The organism is Methylobacterium sp. CM6257, assembly GCF_054611515.1.
Map to the genome: position 1 here is coordinate 4,690,774 of NZ_CM137735.1, position 25,488 is coordinate 4,716,261.

Consider the following 25,488-nt stretch of genomic DNA (forward strand, 5'->3'; position numbering starts at 1 on the left):
GCCCTGTCGAGCGCCCCGGGTCGAATTGGTCCCTTATTCGGTCAGCGCGACAGGGACTCATCCGCCTCGGCCGCAGCCGGCATCAGCGCGCGCAACTCGCGGGCGAGCTCGCCCAGCCCGGTCGATCCCTTGGCGAGCACCCGGTCGGCTTGGCCGGCCAGCCGGCGGCGATCCTCCGCGGTCATGTCCTTGGCGGTGAGGACCACCACCGGCACGTCACGCCATTCCTGCCGCGCCCGGAGCGCCCGCAGGAAGGCGAAGCCGTCCATCTCCGGCATCATCAGATCGAGCAGGACCAGGCACGGACGCTCCTTCGCCAGGGCGTCGAGGGCGCGCACGCCGTTCTCCGCCTCCGCCACCGGGAAGCCCTCGCGCCTGAGATAAGCGCAGACATGGGAGCGCACATCCGCCTCGTCCTCCACGACGAGGACCGGCCCCTCGCCCGCGACCGGCCGGAAGCGGTCGACAACTTGGCGGAGGTTGCCCCAGTCGATCGGCTTCTGCAGGTAGTCGGTCGCACCCAGCGAGAAGGCGAGGTTCTGCTCGTCGAGGACCGTGACCATCACGATCGGCGTCGCGCCGATCTCCGGATCGGCGCGCAGGGATCGGAGGACCGCCCAGCCGTCCATCTGCGGCATGGTCACGTCGAGCAGAACGGCCCGGGGCCGCAGGCTGCGCGCCAGATCAAGTCCGCGCCGCCCATCCTCGGCCACGGCGACCGAGAAGCCCTCGCGCTCCAGAAAGCGGGCGAGCAGGTCCCGGGTAGCGGCATCGTCGTCCACCACCAGGATGGTCTTGCGGTCGCCCATGGCCTCGCCGGTCTCTTCCGCGTGCTCCGCCTCAGACCCTCGAAACAGGACCGGAAGCGTCAGCGTGAAGGTGGTCCCTTCCCCCGCCCGACTCTCCACGGCGATCGAGCCGCCGAGCATCTCGGCGAAGGCCCGAGTGATTGCGAGGCCGAGGCCGGTGCCCCCGAAGCGCCGCGTCGTCGAAGCATCGGCCTGGGTGAAGCGCTCGAAGAGCTTGCCCACCTGCTCCTGCGTCATCCCGATGCCCGTATCGGCAACGGCGAAGTGCAGCGCATCGTCTCTCCGGTCGACCGACAGGGTAATGCGGCCGTTCTCGGTGAACTTCGCGGCATTGCTCAGGAGGTTGATCAGGCACTGCCGCAGCTTCGTCACGTCGGTATGGGCTGTGCCCAGATCGTCCGCGAGGGCAAGCGCCAGGGTGTTGCCCTTCTTGGCGATCAGACCCTCGACGGTGGTGGCGACGTCGCTCACCATCGCGGCGACGTCGAAATCCTCCGCGTAGATCTCGACCCGGTCCGCCTCGATCTTCGAAATGTCGAGCACGTCGTTGATCAGGCCGAGAAGGTGTCGGGCATTCGCCTCGATCTTCTTCATGTCGGCGACGAGCTCGGCCTCGCCGAGATCCTCCAACTCTTCTTGCACCATTTCGGAATACCCGATCACCGCCGAGAGCGGGGTGCGCAGCTCGTGGCTCATATTGGCCAGGAACTGGCTCTTGGCCGCGTTGGCCGCCTCGGCGGCAGACCGTGCCGCCTCGATCGCCGCCTCGGCCTCCTTGCGCTCGGTGATGTCGGTGTGGGTGCCGACCCACTCACGCAGGGTTCCATCGGATTCGAGGATCGGGACCGCGCGCACGCTCATGTGCCGGTAGGCGCCCGAGCGCGCGCGTATCCGGTGCTCGGTGGCGTAGGGCTGCAGGGTCCCGACTGCCCGCGCCCATTCGGCCCGGGTATGATCGCGATCCTCGGGATGGACGGCCTCCAGGAAGCCCAGCCCGGCATAGGCGGCCTCGTCCTGGCCGGTGAAGCGGCTCCAGGCGATCTGGCGGCTATGCAGGTTGCCCTCGGGATTCGCCGTCCAGACGATCGCCGCGCTGGCTTCGATCAGCGAGCGGAACCGTTCCTCGCTCCGCCGAAGCCGAGTCTCCGCCAGGTGGCGGATGGTCTCGTCGACTACCACGAGGCCGACGCCCTCGACATCATGCCCTTGACTGTCCGCGGTCCCGTATTCCCCGCGCAGCGGATAGAAGCTCATCGAGAAGTGGCGTACGCCCCCGGGCGCCGATGGGGCCGGGACGGCGACCGGGACATTGGGAGACACGAGTCCTTCGCGAAGCGCCGCGGCGAGCTTGGGCGCCAGGTCTTCCCGCAGAGTCGGCAGCATCGCCCAGATCGGCGCGCCGAGATCGGCCCCGAAGCCGCGCTCGCTCATGGTGGCGAGCGCCCGGTTCATGTGCCGGATCTTCAGGTTGCGGTCGAGGAAGCCCAGTCCCACCGGGGCATTGGCCAGAACGCCGTCGAGGAGCCGGGACATGCGCAGGGATTCCTGCCGCCGCACCAGGGCGAGCCGGGCGAGGAGGACGATGGCGCCCAGAGCCGCCGCCCCGGAAAGCAGGAACAAGGCGAGCCCGCGCCAATGCTCCCGGACCTGCAGCGCGGCAAGGTGCGCCGCGGCGGCGTCTTGGCGCGCGGCCGCCTCGGTGCGGATCGCGTCCATCAGGCGCTTGCCCTCGCCGGTCCGGACAACGTCGGTGGCCGCATCGAAACCCCGCTCCCGCCGGGCCGCGACGACCCGAGCTGCGAAGTCGCGCTTCTGCGCGATCAGACCGGCGAGCGACGGGCCGCCGGCACGGACCGGCTCTTGCGCGGCAGAGCCGAGACTTGAGAGCTCGGTTTCGATCTTGCTCAGCGCCATCGTGTACGGCGCGAGATAATCCTCTGTGCCGACCAGCACGAAGCCGCGCTCGCCGGTCTCAAGGTCCTTGACCTCGGAGAGGAGGCGCTCGACCCCCGCAATGGTGGCATTCGTCCGGGCCGTGGCGGCGCGGCCGGCCTCGCCGGCCAGGTAGTTCGCCGTTCCGGCCGCCAGCGCGACAACCAGCAGGATGAAGGCGGCGGGCGAGCCGAGCAGAGGCGCCAAGGGGCCGGACCCGCGCCAGTTCCGGCGACGCAGGCCGAAGATTGATCCGGCTCCCGGTGCGGCGCTCACGTTTCCACCAGCCCGGTGCTCGCCCCGGAAGCTTCGGAATCGGGCCGGCCATGCGGTAGGGCAAGGTATTCCCGGGAACGCATCTCGATGAGACGGGAGACGGTGCGGTCGAACTCGAAGGCCTCTCGGCCGGATTGGGCCGTGTAGAGATCCTGCGCCTCAGCTTCCGCGGACGCCACCAGCTTCACGTGCCGGTCGTAGAGCGTGTCGATCAGGGTGATGAAGCGTTTGGCTTCGTTCCGCTCGGACTCGCGCATCACCGGGATTTGGTCGAGAATCACGGTGTGGTAGGCGCGCGCCAGGGCCATGTAGTCCGAGGCGCCGAGGGGCTGCCGGCAGAGGTCGTCGAAGGTGAAGCGGGCAACCCCGCTCGCCTCCTCGGGGATCGCCACATCCCGCCCATGGACCTTGATCGTAGCCGGACGTCCTCGCGCCTTCCCGGTGAGCCCCTTGAAGGCGGCATCGAGGGCCGCGCGGGCGTTTGCGTCGGGCGGCACGTGGTAGACGGCCGCACCGCCCAGCTTCTCAAGGCGGAAGTCGGTCCGCGAATCCAGGCGTACGACGTCGACTCGCTCCTTCAGCGTCTCGATGAAGGGCAGGAACAGCGCCCGGTTGAGGCCGCCCTCATAGAGCCGGTCCGGCTCGACGTTCGAGGTCGCCACCACGATGACCCCGCGCCGGAACAGGTGGCCGAACAGGCGCCCCAGGATCATCGCGTCGGCGATGTCGGTGACGGTGAATTCGTCGAAGCACAACAGGGTCGCCTCGTCGGCGAGCTGATCGGCGACCGGGCCTATCGGGTCGTCACCCTTCACCGTTCCGGCCTTGAGGGCCTGCCGGTAGGTATGGATCCGCTCGTGGGCGTCCGCCAGGAAGCCGTGGAAATGGACCCGCCGCTTCGGTTCTGGCGCTGCCTCGTGGAACAGGTCCATCAGCATGGTCTTGCCGCGCCCGACCGAACCCCAGACATAGAGGCCCTTCGGCGGCTCGGCCTCGTCCTTGCGCCGGAACAGCCAGCCCAGGGCGCTGGTCTTGCTGGCGCGCTTCTGGCGCTGCAACTCGAGGATCAGCCGGTCGAGGGCGCGCAGGAGTCGCACCTGGGCCGGATCGCGCTCGATGGCGCCCGCAGCGACAAGCGCCTCGTAGCGCTCGTGAACCGGGCCGGGTGACACGGCGCTCGCCCGCGCCTCCGGCGACGGGGCGTGTTGCTTCCCGGTTCTCTCGCTCACGCCGCCGGCTCCTCGCAGCTCCTCGCGGCGCCGGACCGGCACCCCCATGACCGCCTCGGCTGCTTCCGAGCCAGGACCACTTCCTGTGCCGCGCAAGCTCAACCCGAATCAAGTGCGGCATCGAACAGTCCGGGGCCTGCAGTCCCATCGCGACCCTGCATGGCTGCCACGCGGAACATTCATCCTCCCTTCGTGCTGCATTGCACAACGATGCCGGGGATGCGAGACCGTGGCCGTCTCTGGGGAGGAACGTCCGGATCAAACCGCGCATCCATGCGCCAAGACCGGAGACCCATCATGGCCGCTCGACACCTTGATGTGCCGGCTCACAGCATCCGGCGGCTGTGGCCGGCCGACCGCGCCGCAGTTCTCGACTACTTTCTGCGCTTGGATCCCGACACTCGGGAAAGCCGCTTCATGGGCAATGTCAGCGAGGCGGGCGTGCGGAGCTATGCCGCGCAGGCTGTGACGGCCGAGGGCGTGATGTACGGCGCCTTCGTGGACGGCCTTCTGCGGGGGCTCGGCGAGTTGCGCCCCATGGGGCCGTGCAGGTCGAGCTGCGTCCTCGGTCCGCGAGCCGAAGCGGCCTTCGCAGTAGAGCACGCCTTCCGCCGCCGCGGCATCGGTGCGGGCCTGTTCGCGCGGATCGCCCGCGCGGCTCGGTACCGCGGGGTGGTGGATCTCCATGTCCGCTGCCTGTCCGGGAACGGGCCGATGCTGCGGCTCGCGGCCAAGCATGGCGCGGAACTCCAGCACGAGGGGGCCGAGATCGACGGCGCCCTCCACCTCGAACGGCCGACGCCGTTCTCCTTCTGGTACGAGGGCATCGCGGAGGCCTTCGATTTCAGCCTCGCGGTGAGCTTCCCGAACCGGGAACGCAGTCCGGCCTGACAGTACGGTGGGCGCTCACCCCGCCCTGTCGCCCACCAGGGCGAAGGTCAGGAGATCGACCGACGCAGCTCCTCCGCGCAGGAGGGCACGGGCGGCCGCATTGCCGGTCGCGCCCGTGGTGGTGACATCGTCGACGAGTAGAACCCGGCGCCCGCAGATCCGATGCGCCTCGGCGGCTGGGACCCGGAACGCGCCGCTCAGGTTCTCGGCCCGCGCCGCGCGGCTCAGGCCGACCTGCGAGCGGGTCGCGCGCATGCGCACCAGCGCCGTCGGCGCGAACGGGAGCCCCGCTCCGGCCGCGATCGCTTTCCCGAGAAGGGCTGCCTGGTTGAAGCGACGCCGCCACAGCCGTCCGCGATGGAGCGGCACCGGCACGAGGCACTCTGCCTCGGCGACCAGGGTTCGGCCGCTCGCGGCCATCATCCGCGCCATGATACCCGCCAAATCGAGGCGGTCCTCGTATTTCAGACGATGGACGAGGCGCCTCGCCACCTCGTCATAAAGCGCCACCGCCCGGGCGCGTGCGAAGGCCGGCGGGTCCGCGATCGCTCGAGGCGAGAGCAGCGGACCGATCCCGAGATCCAGCGCGAACGGTGTGCCGTAGCGCTGACAGACCGGCTCCTCGATCAGCCGCAGACTGGACCAGCAGACCGGACACAAGGCACCGGGATCGGCCGTGGCAGCGCCGCATCCGGAGCAGGTTGGCGGGTAGACCAAAGACAGGATCCCGCGCGGAAGCCCGCGCAAGGCTGCTGCCGCGGCGTGGATCGCCGCCATCCTGAGGACGGTCCGTCCGCCCTGGCGTCAGTGGGCGGAGACGGGCCGCGCCTGGGGATCTGTCTGCTGCTGATCCATCTGCCGGGCCCGGGCGTTAGCCCGATGCCGGCCGATGGCGCAGCCGGCGGCGGCGCCCAGGAGGCCGTGGTGCCCGGCGTAATGGCCGGCGACGCCGCCGACGATTGCGCCCTTGATGCAACCCTTCGCCTCTGCGCCGCCGGCGGCGGTGAGGGCGGCAAGGGCCACAGCGGCCCCGACGAGCGTGCGCTTCATGATCGTGCTCCGTGAGGAATCTCGGCCGTAGGGCCAGTTGCAGCAGGAACAGCGACGCTGCCGAGTCGTTCCGTCAGTCTATCGTGGCTCACGGTTCTGTGCGCGTCCGGATCCGCTGCCGCAGAGCTGGCGGGATGCCGTCGCGAATGCCATCTGCACGCCGATGGATGCACCGGCCACCCTGTTCGACACCGCCCTCGCCCGCCGCCGCCTCGCCAGAGCCGAGCGCAACGGCTTCGCGGGATTCCTGACCGATCGGCTTGCCGAGGATCTCGATGATCGATTGGGTGCGGTCCTGCGGGATTTCTCGTCGGCGCTCGATCTCGCAACGCCGGGCTTGGCCGCAACCCGGCTGCTGGCGGCCCGGTATCCGCAGGCGCGGCAGCTCCGCCTCGCCGCACTTCCCGAAACCGGCGGCGGTCGGATCGTCGGCGATCCAGAGATTCTGCCCCTTGCGACCGGCAGTCTCGATCTCGCGGTCTCGCTGCTGGCTCTTCACGCCGTCAACGACCTGCCGGGCACCCTGATCCAGCTGCGCCGCGCCCTGCGGCCGGACGGCCTATTCCTCGGATGCCTCCTCGGCGGCGCGACCTTGACCGAACTGCGCCAGAGCTTCGCCGTGGCCGAGAGTGAAGTCGAGGGCGGGATCAGCCCGCGGGTGGCGCCCTTCGCGGCCGTGCGCGAGGCGGGGGCGCTCCTGCAGCGGGCGGGCTTTGCCCTCCCTGTGGCGGACACCGACACGCTGACGGTGCGCTATGCCGAACCGTTCGGTCTCATGCGCGATCTGCGCGCCATGGGGATGACCAACGTTCTCACCGAACGGCGGCGGACCCCGCTGCGCCGGGCCACCCTCCTGCGCGCCGCGGAGGTTTACGCGGAACGCTTCTCGGATCCCGACGGCCGGGTGCGGGCGACCTTCGAGGTGCTGTGGCTGTCGGGCTGGGTGCCGCACGCGAGCCAGCAGAAGCCGCTCAGGCCAGGCACCGCCAAGTCGCGCCTGGCCGATGCGCTCGGGACCGTCGAGCTGAAACCCGAGAGCGGAGGATCTTCATGAAGGTGCCCGGCCCTGACCACCCGATTACCGTCGCGCCGGAGCCCCGCCGCATCCGCGTCCTCGTGGCGGGCATCGCGGTCGCAGATACGCGCAGCGCCCTGCGCCTCGAGGAGGCCCGCTACCCGGCGGTCTTCTACGTGCCGCGACGCGATATTCGCGCCGAGAGCTTCGTCCCCTCGGCGCAGACCAGCCACTGCCCCTACAAGGGCGATGCGCGGTATTTCGACCTCGTGGTCGACGGCCTGCGACGGCCCGATGCGGTGTGGAGCTACGAGAGTCCCTATCCGGCGGTCGCGGCGATCCGGGAGTACGTGGCGTTCTATCCGGACCGCGTCGACGCGATCGAGATCACCGATTGAGCGCGGCGACGAACGCACGGTCCGCGTTCCTTGCATCGGCGCGGTCGCTCCTCAATCCCGCAGCAGGCTCCAGAACGCGTGCTTGCGCCCGTGCTCCCGCCGCAGCTTCTCCCGGTATGCGTCCGGCTCGGGACTGATCGCGCCCGCCTCGAGCCGGCCGGCGAGGCCGTCGAGTTCAAGCAGGTAGCGCGCTCCGTGGGGGTAAGCGGCACTACGGCCGGATTGGAGGATCTCGTCGAGAAGCCGGCGGTAGAGGATCGTCGCGGCCAGAGGATGGTCCTGCGTGAGCGCGTCGGCGGCCGGCGCCAGCACGGCGTACTGGTCACCCTGCCAGATCTCCGGCCGCTCCGTCACCAGCCGTGCCGCGCGGCGCAGATCCGGCCAGCCCGCCAGGAAGGCGAGCGCCCGATGGGGCTGCGGGAAGGCCTCGGCATGGTCGAGGGCGCGCAGGAGTGCCTCCTCGTCCTCGAAATCCGGCAGCTTGGCGAGGTAGGCGCGCAGCATCGGCGCATCGAGATCGCGCTCGAAGCGTGCCCAGCGCTGGGCCTGGGCCTCGTCGCCCCGTCCGAGCGCGTCGAGAATTTCGATCTCCAGCGCCTGCCGCTCGCGTTCAGGGCCGCGCAGGTCGAAACCGGCGATCAGGTCCGCCCGGGTGGCGACGCGGAGTCCGGGATCCTGCATGCGCCGGATCCAGGTCAAGGCTTCCTCTGACCGCCCGGCTTCCAGCAGCCGTCGGGCGATCTCCGCCCGATTCTCCCGCCCCGGCATGATCTCGCCCTCGAGGGCGATGAAGGTATCCGGGTCACCGCGCCGGTCGGCGATGGCTTGTCGCAGGCGCAGGATCTGAGCCCGTGCCGCCTCCCGACGGTAGGCAGCCTCGCTCCGGGGCTGGCCGGCCTTCGGCAGGGCGGCCGCAGTCTCGGCGAGGCGGGCGTCGATGTCGGCGAGGGTTTCGTCGTTGAGCTTCGGGACGATATCGCCGAGCACGGCCCCCAGCGAGCCGAACGGATCGGCCGTGAACGAACTCACAAGGCTCTCCGCGACGCGCGCAGTATCCTCCGGCGGCAAACCGGCCGCGATCTCCACGAAGGCGTCGGAGGCCCGCTCGTACACGCCCTGCACGGCGCCGGTGCTGTCGTCGACGCGGTTGAGCACGGCATCGGCGCCGTCGAGGAAGCGCCGCAGCCGGTCGAGGGCGGCGCCGGGGTCGAGGGGGCGCAGCTCGTTCAGGATGACCGTGACGGTGGCGTTGAGGTCGGTGGTGAAGGCGCGCCGCTTCTGCCAGTCGATATAGCCCTGAGCGCCTTCGAGCGCCGTAAGCCGCCTGTCGACGATAGCCGCGACCGCGTCCGGTCCCTGAAGGGACGCGAGCGCCGCGCTCACGAGCTTCTTGAAGGCCGGATTGCGCGCGGTCTCGCCGAGGATCAACCCAATGAGCCGATCCGGCCCGAGCGCCGCCAGGGTTTCGGGCGACGGGGTCGTGCGGCGCGCACCCTTCGGCAGGGTCGTTGCAGCGGAGCGGGCCTTGACACCCGCTCCCTTCTTCACACTGGTCACCCGCGCCACGACGCCTCCCGCCGATGCGCCGGATTCCGCATGGCCGGTATGCCCGTCGCCGTTATTCTTCGACCTTGGCGCGGGGGCGGTCGTTCCCGCGCGCAGTCTCGTCGTGCCACGCTCCGGCCTGGTCCTGATAGCGGATGCCTTCCGTCGAGCCGGGGACCTGCTGCTCCGCCGCAGCAGCCTGGGCCGCCTGAAGGGCCGCCTCGCGGTTCGGGAACGTCTCTGAATACACGTCGCCGACCTTGTAGGCGAAGCCGCCGTCGTGCTCGACGATGCGATAGGTGACCTCGGACATCTCGCCTCCTGTACGCGTCCATGACCGTTGACCGCGAACCCGCTGCGGGCGCCGCGGTTCCAGGCGACCACGTCCTCGGCCTCCGATCTGCCGGAAAGGGCTGCTACGGGCATCGGATCCCGGCATGCAGATGATCACGATGCAGCTCCGACCGATCTTCACCCTCGCCCTTCTCCTCACCGCAAAGCCTGCCGGCGCTGACGAGGGTTTTCTGGACAAGCTCTTCGGCGGCACGTCTCGGGGGGCACCGCCGAACCCGTTCGCCTCGAACTATCCCTCGGCGCCCCCCTCCGCCGATGAGGTCCGGGCCGAGCACCACCGGCGTAGCGGTCGCGGCGACTATGGCGAGCGCCGGGGTGGTCCGCTGCCGCCGGGCCGGATTCCCGAGGAGTAGCGGGTCTCAGGAATCGCCTACGACACCCGCCGCGTCCTGCGCCTGGAGCACGTCCGGGCGCGGCATGGAGATGATGTTGTAGCCGGCATCCACGAAATGGACCTCGCCGGTGACGCCGCCCGAGAGCGGTGAGAGCAGGTAGAGGGCCGAGCCGCCCACATCCTCCAAGCTGACCGTGCGCCGCAGCGGCGCGTGGGCCCGCTGGTGGTTGAACATCAGCCGCGCATCGGCAATCCCGGCGCCCGCAAGCGTCCGCATCGGCCCAGCCGAGAGGGCGTTCACCCGGATCCCGTCCGGGCCGAGATCGCTGGCGAGGTAGCGTACCGACGCCTCCAGGGCGGCCTTGGCCACACCCATGACGTTGTAATTCGGCATGACGCGGGTCGAGCCGCCATAGGTCAGCGTCAGGAGCGAGCCGCCGTTCGTCATGCGCTTGGCCGCGCGCTGCGCGACTTCCGTGAAGGAGAAGCACGAGATCGTCATCGTGCGCACGAAATTCTCGCGCGTGGTGACGTCGACGTAGCGACCCTTGAGCTGCCCCTTGTCGGAGAAGCCGATGGCGTGGACCAAGAAATCGAGCCCGCCGTCGAATCGCTCGTCGAGCGCCGCGAAGGTCGCGTCGACGGAGGAGAGATCCTCCACGTCGCAGGGCAGGACGATGTCTGAATCGAGCTTGGCGGCGAGTGGCGCCACACGGCGGCCGAGCGCTTCGCCCTGATACGTGAAGGCGAGCCGCGCCCCCTCGGCGTGAAGGGCCTTGGCTATGCCCCAGGCGATCGAGTGATCGTTGGCGACACCCATGATCAGGCCGCGCCTGCCCGCCATCAAACCCGTCATGCCGACCCATTTCCTGAACGAGCACGCCCCCCCAGGAGGCGAGGACGGGCCGCAATGCGATCCATCGAATCGCGACAGGGTGCCTTAACGCGGCTCGGCGCGCGTTCCAAACCGGTGGCGATTGAGAGCGGACAAAAAACCCCGCCGGAGGGCGGGGTGTTCATGGTGAGCTGGCTGGGCTCAGAAGTACCCGTCGGTGCGCGAGCGCGCTTCGTCGATCAGGGCCTGCTTGGCGAAAATTGCGGCGCAACCCGCAATGATGAGGCCGCCCAGTGTCCCGAAGATGAAGGTCCCCATCGCCACCACCAAATCTCAACACCGGGTAAACGCCGTCCCCCTGGCGGCAGTTCCGGTGCTTGCAGCTCAGGCGTCGATGTGCTTCAGCACCAAGGTGGCGTTGGTCCCTCCGAACCCGAAAGAGTTCGTCAGGACATGGCCGAGTTTGGCGCCGTCGCGACGCTCCCGCAGGATCGGCATGTCGGTGAAGGCAGGATCCAGCGTATCGATATGCGCGCTCTCGCAGATGAAGCCGTTGTTCATCATCAGGAGGCTGTAGATCGCCTCCTGGACGCCGGTGGCGCCGAGAGAATGGCCGGTCAGAGACTTCGTAGCCGAGATCGGCGGGCAGTCGTCGCCGCGACCGAAGACCTCGCGAATCGCCTCGATCTCCTTGTCGTCTCCCACGGGAGTCGAGGTGGCGTGCGGGTTGATGTAGTCGATCCGCGCACCCCTCAGGCCAGCGAGCGCCTGGCGCATGCAGCGCACCGCGCCCTCTCCCGACGGCGCGACCATGTCGTGGCCATCCGAGGTGGCGCCGTAGCCGGCGACCTCGCCGTAGATCCGCGCGCCGCGCGCCTTGGCGTGCTCCAGCTCCTCGAGCACCAGGACGCCCGCGCCGCCCGCGATGACGAAGCCGTCGCGGTTGGCGTCGTAGGCGCGGGACGCCCGAGAAGGGGTATCGTTGTACTTCGACGACATGGCACCCATCGCATCGAACAGGACCGAGAGCGTCCAGTCGAGATCCTCGCAGCCGCCGGCGAAGATGATGTCCTGTCGGCCGCCCTGGATCACCTCGGCGGCATTGCCGATGCAGTGGTTCGACGTCGCGCAGGCTGACGAGATCGAGTAGTTCACGCCGCGGATCTTGAACCAGGTCGCGAGCGTGGCCGAGGCGGTCGACGACATCGCCTTCGGCACAGCAAACGGGCCGATCCGCTTCGGACCCTTGTCGCGTGCGATAGCGGCGGCCTCGACGATCACCCGGGTCGAGGGGCCGCCGGAGCCCATGATGATGCCGGTGCGCTCGTTGGAGATGTCGCCCTCTTCCAACCCGGCGTCGCGGATCGCCTGATCCATGGCGACATGATTCCAGGCGGTGCCGCCGCCGTGGAAGCGCATGGCGCGCCGGTCCACCACGCCCTCGGGATCGAGAGTGGGCGCGCCGGAGACCTGGCTGCGGAATCCGTGCTCGGCGTAGCTGGCATCGCGCGCAATGCCCGAGCGGGCCTCGCGCAGAGAGGCGAGCACCTCCTGCGTGTTGTTGCCGATGGACGAGACGATGCCCATCCCGGTGATGACGACACGGCGCATGATGGTGACGATACCTCCGTCACGGCGTCGGTCGCCCGCGCCGCGTCCCGGTCAGCTAAGGTGACGGGTCCATAATCTCAACTGCCGAGGGCGTCCGGCGTTGCCGCCGGGATATGAACGACACCCACGGAACTTCAGGCCTGATCAGCTCTGAAACAGACCGACCCGCATGTCTTGCACTTGGTAAACCCGCTCGCCGTCGGCCTCAAGCCAGCCGTCCGCGATGCCAAGCACGAGTTTGCCTTGGCGGACGCGCTTGATGTCGACGTTGTAGACGACCTTCTTGATCGACGGCAGGACCTGCCCGGCGAGTTTCACCTCGCCCACGCCCAGCGCCCGACCACGCCCGGGCGAGCCGAGCCAGCCGAGGTAGAATCCCACCATCTGCCACAGGGCATCGAGACCGAGGCAGCCCGGCATGACCGGGTCGCCCTGGAAATGACATGGAAAGAACCAGAGATCGGGGCGAATATCGAGCTCTGCCCGCACGTGCCCCTTGCCGTGGGCGCCGCCCTCGTCGCTGATCGAGGTTATGCGGTCGAACATCAGCATGGGCGGCAGCGGAAGCTGCGCATTCCCGGGGCCGAAGAGCTCGCCGCGCCCGCAGGCCAGAAGATCCTCGTAGGCGTAATGCGACCGGCGGCTCGCGCCCTGCGCTGGTGTCTCGGCGTCTGGCGGCATTGAGCTGGCTGTTTCCTCGGAGTTGCGCGGCCTTCGCGTCGCGGGCGAGAACGCTCGCCCCGTCGTCTGGCGCGCGGGTTAGCACGGTGTGCTGCGCCTTCAAAGCCATCAACCTGCGGGTGCGGCGATGCTCGGGTTGCGACAGCCCAGTCACTCCAATATACTAAATGTAACTCCGTTCCCCAGGCCCCTCGTCGAGCGTTCAGTCCAGCGATGTCCGAACCGGTGCCATTCCAGGCCGTCTTCAACGGCCGGGTCCCCGCCCCCCAACTGGAGGCCAACGGGACTCCGCGCCGCGGTTGCCCGCTGTCTGACCTGCGTGACCGCCTGCGGCGGGCGGGCCTGCGGCCCACGCGTCAGCGCCTGTCGCTGGGCTGGCTGCTCTTCGGCCGTGGCGACCGCCACCTGACGGCCGAGATGCTCTACGACGAGGCCATGCGCGCCAAGGTGCCGGTCTCGCTGGCGACGGTGTACAACACGCTGCACCAGTTTACGGAAGCGGGGCTGCTGCGTCAGCTCGCCCTCGACGGGTCGAAGGCCTATTTCGACACCAACCCGACCGAGCACCATCACTTCTACCTCGAGGACGAGAGCCAAGTGATCGACATGCCCGATTGCGGCATCACGGTGGATTCGCTGCCCGAGGCTCCGGAGGGCATGGAGATCGCCGGGGTCGAGGTCATTGTTCGCCTGCGCCGCAGCCGGCCAGCCGGGCGCCGCCAGGGCTGAGCCGACCCGCCTGATCGTCCGAAGGATCCTCGAAGGGGCTCGGAATCGTCCGGGCCCCTTCTCGTTTCAGACGGCTACTCCACGATCTCGTTCGGATAGACGCCCCAGAGACGATTCTGCCGGATGTAGCCGTCTACGTCCCGCTTGTTCGGAAGAACCACCACCAGCCGGCACCACGTGCCGGTGCAGCTCTTCACGCTGCCGATTACACCGGTCTGAAGCCGCGCCTCGTCTTCGGCGCTGTCGTCGGCCCGGGCCCGTAGCGACACGGCGGCCTTCTCGGCACCTTTGTCGGGCCCGGCATTCACGATGGCGGTGCGCCGCCCCGAGAGCAGTGAGTGCAGCACCCAGCCTTCAGTCCCCTCCGAATCGCGAATCCGGCGCCAGGTCTCGAATTCGCCGATGATCTCCACGGGTAGGCCTGCCCGCTGGAACACCCACAAGGTGCGGTGATCCTTGGAAGGCCCCTCGCGGAGATTGACGCGGTCGGTCTTCAGGCTGGCGTAGCGGGGCAGCGGAAGCTTGGTCACCGGGCCGATTCCGGCCTCGGGCGGCGCGGCGGGTGCCGCCCTCGCCCCAGTCGCGAGACCGCCCAGCAGCAGCGCCGCAACGGCGAAGCTCAGGCGTGACGCGCGCATGATCCTCTCCCTATCCGGATGTGACGACGGTGAGCGCTGCGCATGTCGAAAGCAGGGCCCATTGCCAAACGGGTCCGGCCGGCTTCCGATTGTGTTCCGGCCCACCTCTGGTAGAGAGGCCAATGGGTCGGAACAGGCTCCGGAACCGGCGCCGCGTACCCGATCCTGTCTGGCCGAGTTCGGTTAACGGACGCTTGCAGGAAGCGGTCCGGGCGAGAGCCGCCAGGCACGAGCCGAAACCAGGGCCGCGAGGCTGACGGGGAGAGAGACGTGTCGAAGCGCAAGCCGCTGGTGGTCGTGACGCGGCGCCTGCCGGATGCCGTCGAGACGCGGATGCGCGAGCTGTTCGACGTCCGCCTCAATTCCGACGATGCGGCGTTGTCGTCGGATGCGCTGACGGCGGCCCTGCGCGAGGCCGACGTCCTGGTCCCCACCGTCACCGACGAAATCGACTCCGGACTCATCGCGCAGGCCGGGCCGAATCTTCGGCTCATCGCGAATTTCGGCAACGGTGTCGATCATATCGATGTGGCGGCGGCACTGGAGCGGGGCATCACGGTCACCAATACGCCCGGCGTGCTGACCGAGGATACTGCCGACATGACGATGGCGCTGATCCTCGCGGTCGCCCGTCGGATCACCGAGGGCGCGCGCATCATCCCGGACGACGAGTGGACCACCGGCTGGTCCCCGACCTGGATGCTCGGCCGGCGTATTACCGGCAAGCGGCTGGGCATCGTCGGCATGGGTCGAATCGGCCAAGCGCTGGCGAAACGCGCCCGTGCCTTCGGTCTGCAGGTCCACTACCACAATCGTCGCCGGGTGCCGTCCGCCATTGAGAACGCACTGGACGCGACCTACTGGGAATCCCTCGACCAGATGCTGGCGCGCGTCGACATCGTGTCGGTGAACTGCCCGCATACGCCGGCGACCTACCACCTCCTCTCTGCGCGGCGCCTGAAGCTCCTCAAGCCCGAGGCGATCGTCGTGAACACCGCTCGCGGCGAGGTGATCGACGAGAACGCCCTGGCGCGGCTGATCGAGGGGGGCGAGATCTCGGCCGCCGGCCTCGACGTGTTCGAGCAAGAGCCGGCGGTGAGCCCCCGGCTGGTGAAGCTCGCCCGTCAGGGCAAGGTCGTGCTCCTGCCGCACATGGGCTCGGCGACCTACGAGAGCCGTATCGATATGGGCGAAAAGGTCATTATCAACATCAAGACCTTCATGGACGGGCACCGCCCGCCGGACCGCATCCTGCCGAGCATGCTCTGACAGCGGCGGCGGGCGGCCCCGCTACAGGGCGTCGCCCGCCGGCATCGGTTCCTTGACGCCCTGAACGCTCTGAAACAGGCGCTCGCTGGTGAGTTTCAGAAAGTAGAACCCGAATTCCGGATTCTGGTAGTAGAGTTGCTTGACGTCCGAGTAGGTTACGCACAGCGCCTGGCCCGCCTCGACGCAGATGAGCGATGCCGTCCGCGCGTTGCCCGGAGAGAGCAGGCCCAGCTCGCCGACGATCCCGCCCTTGCGCACCTCGATGCCGACTTCCGGGATCCGGAAGGTGCCGCTCTCGATGTAGTACATCTCCTTGGCGAGGTCGCCCTTGCGGAAGACCACCTCGCCGATCCCGAACGGACGCCGTGAACCGAAGGGACGCAGCCAGTCAAGGGACAGGTCGCCGTCGGCGGCGGTCTCGACGTCGCGGACGAGGCGCAGCATCTGCCAGAGCCGATAGGCATTGAACGGCATCTGGATCAGCTCGGTGAGGACCACCGGCATGCTGCCGATGAGCGTGCCGTAGGTGATCACCGCGCAACTCGCGCAGAGCGAGATGATCCGCAGCGGGATCATGGTGCTCATGGCGGTAGCCGAGATGGTCAGCGCGGTGCCGAGGTAGCCGATCCCCTCGATCCAATCCATAAGCGTCCCCGCAAAGCTTGACTCCTCGGAGATGCCCGTCTTGTCCGGCCCCGGCAAGCCGCCCGGGCGCCTGCCTGGCGCGCGTGGCTCAGGCTGTGCCCGTGCGGATACGCTCCGCCACGGCCTCGGCGGCCCGGGTGCCCTCCGCGTAGGCACCGCCGACCGTGCCCCATTGTTCGCGAGACAGCGCTTCTCCGGCAAACCACACTGTGTCGGCCAGCGGCTCCCGCAAGAACTGGCGTGCCGGTGCGTGGCCGGGGGGCACCACCGCCCAGGAGCCGCGCGACCAGGGATCGTGCCGCCACGTGCTCACCGCCGGGATCGTCAGGTCGCGCAGCCGTGCCCGGCCGAACAGATCGGCCAGGACCGCGCGCACATGGCGGCGGACTCCGTCCGTTCCGGAGCCGGCCGCATCGATCGCCGCAGCCTCGTGCAGGTCGAGTTCGTAGTAGTGGAACGGCGTCCCGTCGATCCGGGTGAGCATCCCGGCCGGCGTGTGTCTCCCGCCGTGGATCGCCGCCAGCCGGTCGCGGCCCCGGAACGGGCTCGACGGCCAGTGCAACACCGCGTGCTCGTAGATGCCGGTGGTGAAGCCGTCGACAGCGGCGCGAACCGCATTCGGCAGAGGCGGCGTGAAGACCGGTCCGTCCCGCAGCACCATCACCGGCACCGTGACGATCACCGTGCGGGCCCGATAGTCCCGGCCGTCGGCGATCGTCGCGCAGACGCGCCCTCCCGACCAATCGATCCGCGTCACCGGTGTGGAGAGCGCCACTGGCAGACCGTCCGCCAAGCGGGCGAGGTAGCTTCCGTAGCCCTCGGCGAGGAAGAAGTTGTCGCTGTATTCGAGGCTCGGGAAGTCGTGCAGCGAGACCTCGCCCAGCGGTCTTCCGGAGACGAGCCCGTGAACCTGCGCCACCCGCGCACCCCAGGGGCCGAGGACCGGCGGCAGGGCACTCCCGGCCGGCCGGTCGGTTCCGGGCTGCGCGGCGCCCCGCGTCATCGCCCGGTCGGCCCGATCAAAGGCGCGGGCATTGGCCCGGACCTCGTCGGCGCGTCCCGGCCGGCGGCCGACCCAGACGTGGCTGTCCTGCGGCGCTGGGCGCAGGCGTTCTCCGCGCGCGCGGCCCACGGCGACGAGGGGATTGATTGGCCCGGCATGGAGCCAGTGCGCGCCGAGATCAAGGGCGTGGCCGCGCAGGGACACCGTGAAGGCCCGGCCGCCGACCCGGTCGCGGGCCTCCAGAACCGCCACGGCGACGCCGCGCGCCGCGAGCGTCCGGGCCGCACCGATCCCGGCGGCGCCGGACCCGATCACCAGCACCTCCGGCGCATCGGGAACCGGTGCGAGGCGCGGCCGGTAGGCGGGCGGGCGCGGCGGATCGGCGCTCCTGGAGCCGGGTGAACCGGGTATCGAGTCCTTCACCATCGCATCCTGCACGCGCGCCCCCGCACCCTTGTCTCACCCGTGCCGAGGCCTGATCTTGCGCCGGCCGCCGCACCGCTTCACAACGCAGCCGCGCCGCTCCTGGCGCGGGCCGGAAATCTCGCCCGATGCTCGTCGAGTCCGCCGCGGCGGCTTTGCGCCAGACCTTCTCCCCGCCGCTGCGGGCGATCCTCTGGAAGTCCCTCGGCCTGACGCTCGGGCTCCTGGTCCTGGTCTGGCTGGGCCTGACCCGGCTTATTCAGGCCTTCCAGGCGAGCCACCATATCTCAGCCCAGTACCCGATCCTCGACAGCCTCGCCTACTATCTCGCGGGGTTCGGCCTCTTCGTGGTGCTCGCCTACCTGATGCCGGCGGTCTCGATCCTGGTGGCGGGCTTCTTCCTCGACGACGCCGCCGCGATCGTGGAGCGCACGGATTTCCCGGACGACCCGCCGGGCCGCGCCATGCCGTTCGGAACCGCCATGCTGTACGCGATCCGCTTCGCGGGCGTGACGCTGTTGGTCAACCTGGCCGCGCTGATCATCTTCTTCGTTCCGGTGATCGGAATCGCAGCCTTCTTCGGCGCAAACGCCTACCTGCTCGCCCGCGAGTATTTCGAGATGGCGGCCGCGCGGTTCCGCCCCTTGTCCCAGGCCGCCGAGATGCGCCGCGTGTTCTCGGTCCGGACGCTCGGGGCCGGCTGCCTGCTGGCCGCTCTGATGGTGGTTCCAGTCCTCAACCTGCTGACACCCCTGTTCGGCATCGCCCTGATGGTTCATCTGCACAAAAGGCTGAGCCGGCAGATGCGCCTGGAGGGACCGCGCGCGGTGTAGACTGTGATGCGGCCAAACCCCGCTCTGGCCGCAATGGATTCGGGCCGCTACCTTTGCCGCAGCCCGGTCGGGATGGTCCGGGGCGGAGAGGCGGTCGATGAAGGGGCATGACGCGGCGCAGGACGTCCCCCCGCGTCCCCCCAAAGCCCCGTTTCTCCTCGCGGGGCTGGTCGGCGCTGGGCTCGTGGCCTGGGGCGCCTATGGCCACTGGCAGCGCAATACCGAGGCGACCGCGACGCTGGAGCGGATCAAGTCTCTTGTTCCGCAGGTGCGCACCGTCGCGGTGGAACGGGCGGAGGGACCCCTCGATCTCGTGTTGCCGGGAGAGACGCAGGCCTTCACCACGGCGGCGATCGCCGCCCGCGCCACCGGCTACGTCGCCGAGCGCCGGGTCGATATCGGCACGCGGGTCAAGGCCGGCGACCTGCTGCTGCGGATCGCGGCGCCGGATCTCGACCAGCAGCTCGCCCAGGCCGAGGCACAGGTCGGCCAGCTCAAGGCGCAGCTCCTCCAGGCGCAGGCTCAAGTCGAGCAGGCCCGCGCCAATGTGAACCTCGCCAATCTCACCAACAACCGGACCACGACGCTTGCCGTACAGGGCTGGGCCTCGCGGCAGAACGCCGACAATGCGCAGGCCAGTGTCCTCTCGCAGGCGGCGACGCTCGCAGCCGCGGAGGCGGGCGTGAAGGTTGCGACCGCCAACATCAAGACTCAGGAGGCGGTGGTGGAGCGGCTGAAGGCGCTCACGGCTTTCGAGCGGGTTGTGGCGCCGTTCGACGGCGTCGTCACGGTCCGCAACGTCGATGTCGGCGACTTGGTCCGGGCCGATAACGGCGGCACGCCACTCGTGAGCATCGACCAGGACAGCACGCTCCGCATCACCGTCAACGTGCCGCAGAACGATGCCGTGAGCGTCAAACCGGGCGTGACGGCCGCGATAACCGTGCCGCAGATGCCCGGCCGGACCTTCGAGGGTTTCGTGGAACGCAGCTCAGTGGCTTTGAACGCGGCCTCGCGCACCCTCACCACGCAGGTGGATGTTCCCAATCCCGACCGGGCTCTGCGGGCCGGCCTCTACGCCTACGTGACGTTGAAGATCCCGCGCACCGAACCCTGTATCACGGTGCCCGCGGAGGCGACGGTGTTCAACACCAACGGCCTGCAGGTGGCCGAAATCGGCGGCGACGACCGGGTGAGATGGCGGACCGTTCGTGTGCGGCGCGATCTCGGGCGGGTTCTCGAGCTGGAAGCGGGTCTGTCGGTCGACAGCCACATCATCTACAGCCCGCCCCCGGACCTGCGCGACGGCCAGCCGGTAGAGCGCCTGAAGCCGGACCCGGCCGCGACGCCGATGCGCTCGGCCCAGCGCTGACCGCCCTCAATCCACCCGGACCACGAGCTTCATCTTCGGGTGGATGCCGCAGAGCACCTGAAAGGTCCCGCGTTCGGTGAAGGCGACCGGGGTGCGGCTGCCCGGCTCCTGGTCTCCGGAATCGAAGTTGAAGCTGTCGGACTCGACGTAGGCGTGGTGCAGCAGGTCGCTGTCGTCGTTCACGAAGGTGATCGTCTCGCCGCGGGTGACGACGAGATTGCCGGGATGGAACATCCTGCCCTTCTGCGACACCGCGATGCCCGAGGCCTGCAGCTGTCCGGTCAGGAGCAATCCGCAGCCCGCCCCGAGCCCCAGCGCCAGCGCGGCGGAGATCGTCGCCCTCAAGACCGGCGACGTGGCGAACCTTATCACTGCGGCGGCCATGCTGTTCCTCGGGTTCCGAGGATTTGATCTTGGCTGTCTTTGATTGAGGAATCATTTTCGCGATGCGCGGTATCTCGCGGATCGCGCGGTTCGCCCCGGTTATGCAGGGGACATACCGTTGATGTTGAATCGAGTTCTCAAACCGCCGAGCTAATCGCCTCTTAATATGTGGCAATTACGTTCCGCCGGACGTACGACACGGCGGCCGGTGCGATGCAAGAGCCCCAGACAGCGACGGATGACAGGGGGCCACCCGGGCGGGTGCGCGCCGCACGCGGATTCGTGGGGCTCCCGAATACGATCCGAGGCCGGATCTTCGTCGCCTTCCTGAGCATGAGCCTGCTGTCAGGCGCGCTCGGGCTCTACGCAGTCATTGCGATCTCGCACATCGGGACGCTCATCAACCGCACGTACGACGAATCGTTGATGTCCATCAATTACGCCCGCGCGACGGCGGCCGATTTCGCCAAGATGCGGACGGCTTTCGCCCGGCGGACGCACGTTCAGAACGCCGCCGAAGCGGCCAAGCTGGACGCGGAGATCGCGGATCTCTCGACGACACTGGCGGAGGATCTGACGATCGCCGTCGAGCGCTCGCAATCCGACCGGGCGGTCCGTACCGCCGGAGCGGTCCAGGCGGCGGTGACCGCTTGGGAGGAGATGCGCCGCACCCTGGATCCTGCCACGGCGCGCCCGGAACGCTGGGATGCCCTGGACCAGCAGGCCAACGTGGTCGACAGCCAGATCGACCTGCTGGTCAATTACACTGCCGGAGACGGCTTCACCTTCAGACAGGCGGCGCGCATGCTCGTCGCCCAGGAGATACACGTCAACGCCATCGCGGCTGGTCTTGCCATCGCTGCCTGCGCGCTGATCGCTTGGCTGCTCAACCGCCGCATTACCGGGCCGCTGGCGGCAGCCTCAGCGGCGGCGGAGCGGATCGCCAGCGGTCGTCTGGACGATCGCATTCCGGCCGGCGGCCGCGACGAGCTCGGCAGTCTGCTCCGCTCCATGGCGACGATGCGCGACAACATCCGGGCCATGATGGCGCGCGAGGTCAGCCAGCGCCGCACCGCCGAAGCGCTGGTGACGGATGCGCTCCAGACCTCCCGAGAGGGCGTTGTGGTCGTCGATGCGGCCGGCCGCATCGCCCTGGCTAACACCCAGGCCCTCTGCTTCTTCGACGGGCTGGGCCCGGCCATCGAGGCCGGGATCTCGTTGGCGCAGCCTGCCGACGGATCGGAGGCTCTCGAAGATTGCTTCAGGGCTCTTGCGCGCGACGGCGAGATCCGGCTGGCCGATGGGCGCTGGCTCCGCGTGAGCCGCAGCGCCACCCAACAGGGCGGCTTCATTGCGGTGTGCAGCGACATTAGCCTGCTCAAGGAGCAGGAGGATCGGCTGACCCAGACCAATCTGCGGCTCGACGCGGCCCTCGACAACATGTCCCAGGGGCTCTGCCTCTTCGACGCGCAGGACCGCCTGATGGTGGTCAACCGGCGCTATAGCGAGATTTACGGTCTGCCCGCGGGCGCGGTCGTGCCGGGAATGACGACCCACCAAGTCATGAGCGCCAGTATCGCAGTGGGCAACCACCCGGGCTGCGATCTCGCCACCCTGCTGCGCCAGCAGCGGGAGGCCTTTCACAACGGTGCTTGGCGCACTCATTTTCAGGAGCTGGGCAACGGCCGCATCGTGGCGATCGATCGGCGCAAGACAGCCGACGGCGGGTTCGTGGCCACTTACGAGGACGTCACAGAGCGCCGGCTGGCCGAGGCGCGGATCGCCTTCCTGGCGCACCACGACATGCTCACCGGCTTGCCGAACCGGGTGGCCTTGGGACAGCAGATCGAGACGGCTGTCGCGCAGGCGGGCCGCGACTCTGGCTTCGCCGTCTTCGCCATCGATCTCGACGATTTCCGGCCTGTCAACGAGACGCTGGGACACAGTGTCGGCGACGAGCTGCTCACGGCGGTGGGCAACCGTCTCACCGCCTGCGTGCGCGAAATCGACTGCGTGGCCCGGCTCGGCGCCGACGAGTTCATCATCGTCCAGCGCGGCATCGACCGGGCGGAGGATGCCGCCGTGCTCGCCCGCCGCATCATCGAGGTAGTGGGCGCACCTTACACCCTGAGCAGCCACCAGATCAGCGTCGGACTGACCATCGGGATCACGCTGGCGCCGAGCGACGGGACGAGCTGCGAGAAGCTCCTCAAGAACGCAGAGGTCGCCCTCGACCGCGGCAAGACCGAGGCGCGCGGCTCGTTCCGGTTCTTCGAGCCCGAGATGGATGCCCGTCTCCAGGCCCGGCGGATTCTGGAGCGCGACCTGCGCGACGCGCTCACCCGAGAGGCCTTCGAGGTCTACTACCAGCCGATCTACAGCCTCGATACCGACCGGATCTGCGGGTTCGAGGCGCTGCTGCGCTGGAATCATCCGATCCGGGGCTTCATTTCGCCGGCCGAGTTCATCCCGATCGCGGAGGAGATGGGACTGATCGTTCCGCTGGGCGAATGGGTCCTGCGCCGCGCCTGCGAGGAAGCGGCTCGCTGGCCGGACGGCCTCAAGGTCGCCGTCAACGTCTCGGCCGTCCAGTTCACGTCGGCGAGCCTTGTGACCGCCGTTCGCGAGGCGCTGCGGCGGACCGGCCTGCCGGGCCGTCGTCTGGAACTCGAGATCACCGAATCGGTTCTGGTGGCCAATCCCGGCGCCACAACGGCGATCCTCCACAGCCTGAAGGCGCTGGGGGTTCGCGTCGCCATGGACGATTTCGGGACCGGCTACTCGTCACTCAGCTACCTGCGCAGCTTCCCGTTCGACAAGATCAAGATCGACCAGACCTTCGTCCGCGACCTGTGCATCAAGGACGGGACCGACTTCATCGTCCGGGCGGTGATCGGCTTGGGCGCCAGCCTCGGGATGACCACGACCGCGGAAGGCGTGGAGACGGAGGCGCAGCTCGCGCAGTTGCGCGCGGAAGGGTGCGACGAGGTCCAGGGCTACCTGTTCAGCCGACCGGTCCCCGTATCGGAGGTCGCCGAAGTGATCCGCCGCTGGAACGGTTCGGCCCGGGCGATCGCCTGAGCACGGCGGGTCATCGGTTCACGACGCATCCCCTCTCCCGTGCCGGCGACGATGTTCGACCATCGCCCTCGCCGACGCGCTCCCCTCACCAAAGCCTTGAACGATCCCGGGCGAGCCCGAAATCGCTACGGAAGGGGACTTAGGCTGGTTTTTCTGGTCGCTGGCACCTGAAGGGGGCGTGTAAATCCGTTAGGCAGATGCTCGTGGAGACCCGAACCTCATTCTGAACCCGTGCTGTAGCTCAGGGAACGGATCTGGCCTCGGCTCTGGGAGAGCCGAGGCCGAACCGGGTCGCGATAGGAAGCGCCCTACTCCGCCGCGTCGAGACGCGGGCGCTCCACGTGGCTGCGCTCGGCCTTCACCAACTCGGCCGTGCGGAAGGCCACCTCCAGTGCCTGCTCCGCGTTGAGGCGCGGGTCGCAGTAGGTGTGGTAGCGATCCTGCAGGTCGTCGGCGGTGAGCGCCCGGGCACCGCCCGTGCACTCGGTGACGTCCTTGCCGGTCATCTCCAAGTGGATGCCGCCCGCGAAGGTGCCCTCGGCGCGGTGCACGCCGAAGAAGCCCTCGATCTCCTGCATGACGCGCTCGAACGGCCGGGTCTTGTAGCGGCCGGCCGCGACGGTGTTGCCGTGCATCGGATCGCAGATCCACACCACTGACCGTCCTTCCCGCTCGACGGCCCGGATCAGGCCCGGCAGATGCTCGCCGACCTTGTCGGCTCCGAACCGGCAGATCAGGCTGAGACGGCCGGGCTCGTTGTCCGGGTTGAGCAGGTCGATGAGCCGGATCAGGCCGTCCGCCTTCATGGACGGGCCGCATTTCAGGCCGATCGGGTTCTTGATGCCGCGCGCGTATTCAACGTGGGCGTGATCCGGCTGACGGGTGCGGTCGCCGATCCACAGCATGTGTCCGGAGGTCGCGTACCAGTCGCCCGTGGTCGAATCGACGCGGGTCAGCGCCTCTTCGTAGCCGAGCAGCAGGGCCTCGTGGCTGGTGTAGAAGTCGGTGGTCCGCACCTCCGGATGAGTCTCCGGATTGATGCCGATTGCCCGCATGAAATCGAGCGCGTCGGTCATGCGGCCGGCCACGTCCTGGTAGCGCGAGGATTGCGGCGAATCCTTCACGAAGCCCAGCATCCAGCGATGCGCGTTCTCCAGGTTGGCGTAGCCGCCGGTGGCGAAGGCGCGCAGCAGGTTCAGCGTCGCGGCCGACTGCCGGTAGGCTTCGAGTTGGCGCCGCGGATCCGGCACCCGCGACTCTTCCGTGAAGCCGATGCCGTTGATGATGTCGCCGCGGTAGCTGGGGAGGCTCACGCCATCGAGGGTCTCGGTGGGTGAGGAGCGCGGCTTGGCGAACTGCCCGGCGATGCGCCCGACCTTCACCACCGGCGATCCGCCCGCGAAGGTCAGCACCATCGCCATCTGCAGGAACACCCGGAAGAAGTCGCGGATGTTGTCGGCAGAGTGCTCGTCGAAGCTCTCGGCGCAATCACCACCCTGGAGCAGGAACGCCTGGCCTGCCGCGACGCGCCCGAGCGCAGCCTTCAGCTTGCGAGCCTCGCCGGCAAAAACCAGCGGCGGAAAGCTCGCGATCTGCGACTCGACGGCGCCGAGGGCAGCAGCGTCCGGATAGGTGGGAACCTGCTCGATCGGCAGGTCTCTCCAGCTCTTCGGTGTCCAACGCTCGCCCATGGTCTCTCTCCGCGCACCTCTTCGTGCGACCGCGCTTCGTGCGCGAAGCGCGGCTTATAGAGAGGTTCCTTCGCACTTGCGAGTGCCGGAAACGGTGGGGCAGGCGCGCCCCGGTTTCAGGCCTCGCCATCTTCAACCTCGATGCCGTGCTCTGCAAGGATCCAGAAGATCGCCTCCAGATCTTCCGCCGAGACGTCGCGCGGTGGAAGAGCCTCCTCCAGATCGTCGTAGGTCAGGTTCCGGCTGCGCTGCGCTTCGGCCTTTGCAAGGAGTCGGTCGATCGCCCGGCGGATGTCGGGCGACAACGCGTCGTGGCTCGGCGGACGATGGCTGAAGGCCGGGCGCAGGGCATCAGCCAACATGCGGTCGATCACCGCCTGCCGCCGCGCGTGCGCGTCGTTCTCGCCCCTGCCCTTGCCTTCACCCTGCTTGCCCATGTCCCTGATATGGCTCGGGCCGG

General features: G+C 68.8%; 24 protein-coding genes. 9 read left to right on the forward strand and 15 right to left on the reverse strand.

The features are described 5' to 3' along the window. Positions 1–41: 41 nt before the first annotated feature. A complete protein-coding gene (locus tag ACYCO6_RS22785) occupies positions 42–3,017 on the reverse strand; it encodes a response regulator (RefSeq protein ID WP_459763544.1) in 2,976 nt (991 codons plus the stop codon). Further along, positions 3,014–4,246 (reverse strand): cell division protein ZapE, encoded by a 1,233-nt coding sequence (zapE, locus tag ACYCO6_RS22790; RefSeq protein ID WP_459763546.1) that lies wholly within the window; start codon positions 4,244–4,246, stop codon positions 3,014–3,016. The genes ACYCO6_RS22785 and zapE overlap by 4 nt, the downstream gene beginning before the upstream one ends. Positions 4,247–4,543: 297 nt before the next feature. Here zapE and ACYCO6_RS22795 point away from each other — a divergent pair, with 297 nt between their 5' ends. Further along, on the forward strand, positions 4,544–5,137 hold the full coding sequence (locus tag ACYCO6_RS22795) for an N-acetyltransferase family protein (protein WP_459763548.1): 594 nt from the start codon (positions 4,544–4,546) through the stop codon (positions 5,135–5,137). 15 nt (positions 5,138–5,152) lie between these two features. Here the strand turns inward: ACYCO6_RS22795 and ACYCO6_RS22800 are convergent, their stop codons facing one another. After that, positions 5,153–5,914, reverse strand: a complete 762-nt coding sequence (locus tag ACYCO6_RS22800) for a ComF family protein (protein WP_459763550.1) — start codon at positions 5,912–5,914, stop codon at positions 5,153–5,155. A 27-nt stretch (positions 5,915–5,941) separates the two neighbouring features. After that, positions 5,942–6,187: a hypothetical protein gene (locus ACYCO6_RS22805; protein WP_459763552.1), complete on the reverse strand. Its 246-nt coding sequence runs from the start codon at positions 6,185–6,187 to the stop codon at positions 5,942–5,944. A gap of 163 nt (positions 6,188–6,350) precedes the next feature. On the opposite strand from ACYCO6_RS22805, the gene ACYCO6_RS22810 reads away from it, so the two are divergent. Next, positions 6,351–7,241, forward strand: coding sequence for a methyltransferase domain-containing protein (locus ACYCO6_RS22810; RefSeq protein WP_459763554.1), 891 nt, complete (start codon positions 6,351–6,353; stop codon positions 7,239–7,241). Beyond that, on the forward strand, positions 7,238–7,600 hold the full coding sequence (locus tag ACYCO6_RS22815; protein ID WP_459763556.1) for a DUF427 domain-containing protein: 363 nt from the start codon (positions 7,238–7,240) through the stop codon (positions 7,598–7,600). Before ACYCO6_RS22810 ends, ACYCO6_RS22815 begins: the two co-directional genes overlap by 4 nt. A 51-nt stretch (positions 7,601–7,651) precedes the next feature. Here ACYCO6_RS22815 and ACYCO6_RS22820 read toward each other — a convergent pair whose 3' ends face one another. Both ACYCO6_RS22820 and ACYCO6_RS22825 read right to left on the reverse strand, forming a co-directional pair. Next, positions 7,652–9,166: a DUF6880 family protein gene (locus ACYCO6_RS22820; protein ID WP_459763558.1), complete on the reverse strand. Its 1,515-nt coding sequence runs from the start codon at positions 9,164–9,166 to the stop codon at positions 7,652–7,654. 52 nt (positions 9,167–9,218) lie between these two features. After that, on the reverse strand, positions 9,219–9,458 hold the full coding sequence (locus ACYCO6_RS22825) for a hypothetical protein (protein ID WP_459763560.1): 240 nt from the start codon (positions 9,456–9,458) through the stop codon (positions 9,219–9,221). Between the two features lie 124 nt (positions 9,459–9,582). Between ACYCO6_RS22825 and ACYCO6_RS22830 the strand changes: the two genes are divergently transcribed. After that, positions 9,583–9,852 (forward strand): hypothetical protein, encoded by a 270-nt coding sequence (locus ACYCO6_RS22830; RefSeq protein ID WP_459763561.1) that lies wholly within the window; start codon positions 9,583–9,585, stop codon positions 9,850–9,852. 6 nt (positions 9,853–9,858) lie between these two features. Here ACYCO6_RS22830 and fabI read toward each other — a convergent pair whose 3' ends face one another. From fabI to fabA, 3 genes are all read right to left on the reverse strand, one after another. Further along, positions 9,859–10,689, reverse strand: a complete 831-nt coding sequence (gene fabI, locus ACYCO6_RS22835; RefSeq protein WP_459763562.1) for an enoyl-ACP reductase FabI — start codon at positions 10,687–10,689, stop codon at positions 9,859–9,861. A 363-nt stretch (positions 10,690–11,052) separates the two neighbouring features. Next, positions 11,053–12,279, reverse strand: a complete 1,227-nt coding sequence (gene fabB / locus ACYCO6_RS22840; protein ID WP_459763564.1) for a beta-ketoacyl-ACP synthase I — start codon at positions 12,277–12,279, stop codon at positions 11,053–11,055. A gap of 144 nt (positions 12,280–12,423) precedes the next feature. Continuing rightward, complete coding sequence (fabA, locus tag ACYCO6_RS22845; RefSeq protein ID WP_459763566.1) at positions 12,424–12,960, reverse strand: 3-hydroxyacyl-[acyl-carrier-protein] dehydratase FabA; 537 nt, start codon at positions 12,958–12,960, stop codon at positions 12,424–12,426. A gap of 213 nt (positions 12,961–13,173) precedes the next feature. Between fabA and irr the strand changes: the two genes are divergently transcribed. Beyond that, a complete protein-coding gene (gene irr, locus ACYCO6_RS22850; RefSeq protein ID WP_012319639.1) occupies positions 13,174–13,689 on the forward strand; it encodes a Fur family transcriptional regulator Irr in 516 nt (171 codons plus the stop codon). Positions 13,690–13,763: 74 nt separating this feature from the next. On the opposite strand, the gene ACYCO6_RS22855 is transcribed toward irr, so the two are convergent. After that, entirely contained in the window at positions 13,764–14,327 is a 564-nt protein-coding gene (locus ACYCO6_RS22855; protein ID WP_459763569.1) for an SH3 domain-containing protein, read from the reverse strand. A gap of 270 nt (positions 14,328–14,597) precedes the next feature. On the opposite strand from ACYCO6_RS22855, the gene ACYCO6_RS22860 reads away from it, so the two are divergent. After that, complete coding sequence (locus tag ACYCO6_RS22860; RefSeq protein ID WP_459763571.1) at positions 14,598–15,596, forward strand: 2-hydroxyacid dehydrogenase; 999 nt, start codon at positions 14,598–14,600, stop codon at positions 15,594–15,596. Positions 15,597–15,617: 21 nt separating this feature from the next. Here the strand turns inward: ACYCO6_RS22860 and ACYCO6_RS22865 are convergent, their stop codons facing one another. Together ACYCO6_RS22865 and ACYCO6_RS22870 are read right to left on the reverse strand one after the other, a co-directional pair. Continuing rightward, entirely contained in the window at positions 15,618–16,241 is a 624-nt protein-coding gene (locus ACYCO6_RS22865) for a Crp/Fnr family transcriptional regulator (RefSeq protein WP_459763573.1), read from the reverse strand. Positions 16,242–16,329: 88 nt separating this feature from the next. Next, on the reverse strand, positions 16,330–17,670 hold the full coding sequence (locus tag ACYCO6_RS22870) for a flavin monoamine oxidase family protein (RefSeq protein ID WP_459763575.1): 1,341 nt from the start codon (positions 17,668–17,670) through the stop codon (positions 16,330–16,332). Between the two features lie 125 nt (positions 17,671–17,795). Here ACYCO6_RS22870 and ACYCO6_RS22875 point away from each other — a divergent pair, with 125 nt between their 5' ends. Next, a complete protein-coding gene (locus ACYCO6_RS22875) occupies positions 17,796–18,500 on the forward strand; it encodes a sulfate transporter family protein (RefSeq protein ID WP_459763577.1) in 705 nt (234 codons plus the stop codon). A gap of 97 nt (positions 18,501–18,597) precedes the next feature. Further along, a complete protein-coding gene (locus ACYCO6_RS22880) occupies positions 18,598–19,872 on the forward strand; it encodes an efflux RND transporter periplasmic adaptor subunit (protein WP_459763579.1) in 1,275 nt (424 codons plus the stop codon). 6 nt (positions 19,873–19,878) lie between these two features. Here the strand turns inward: ACYCO6_RS22880 and ACYCO6_RS22885 are convergent, their stop codons facing one another. Next, the gene (locus tag ACYCO6_RS22885) at positions 19,879–20,256 is read right to left on the reverse strand and encodes a cupredoxin domain-containing protein (RefSeq protein WP_459763581.1); all 378 of its coding nucleotides are present in this window, start codon (positions 20,254–20,256) and stop codon (positions 19,879–19,881) included. A 213-nt stretch (positions 20,257–20,469) separates the two neighbouring features. Here ACYCO6_RS22885 and ACYCO6_RS22890 point away from each other — a divergent pair, with 213 nt between their 5' ends. Further along, entirely contained in the window at positions 20,470–23,337 is a 2,868-nt protein-coding gene (locus ACYCO6_RS22890; protein ID WP_459763583.1) for an EAL domain-containing protein, read from the forward strand. A gap of 308 nt (positions 23,338–23,645) precedes the next feature. Here the strand turns inward: ACYCO6_RS22890 and ACYCO6_RS22895 are convergent, their stop codons facing one another. After that, the gene (locus ACYCO6_RS22895) at positions 23,646–25,028 is read right to left on the reverse strand and encodes a class II 3-deoxy-7-phosphoheptulonate synthase (RefSeq protein WP_459763585.1); all 1,383 of its coding nucleotides are present in this window, start codon (positions 25,026–25,028) and stop codon (positions 23,646–23,648) included. A gap of 116 nt (positions 25,029–25,144) precedes the next feature. Further along, positions 25,145–25,465, reverse strand: a complete 321-nt coding sequence (locus ACYCO6_RS22900) for an RNA polymerase sigma factor region1.1 domain-containing protein (protein ID WP_459763587.1) — start codon at positions 25,463–25,465, stop codon at positions 25,145–25,147. Between the last annotated feature and the right edge of the window lie 23 nt (positions 25,466–25,488).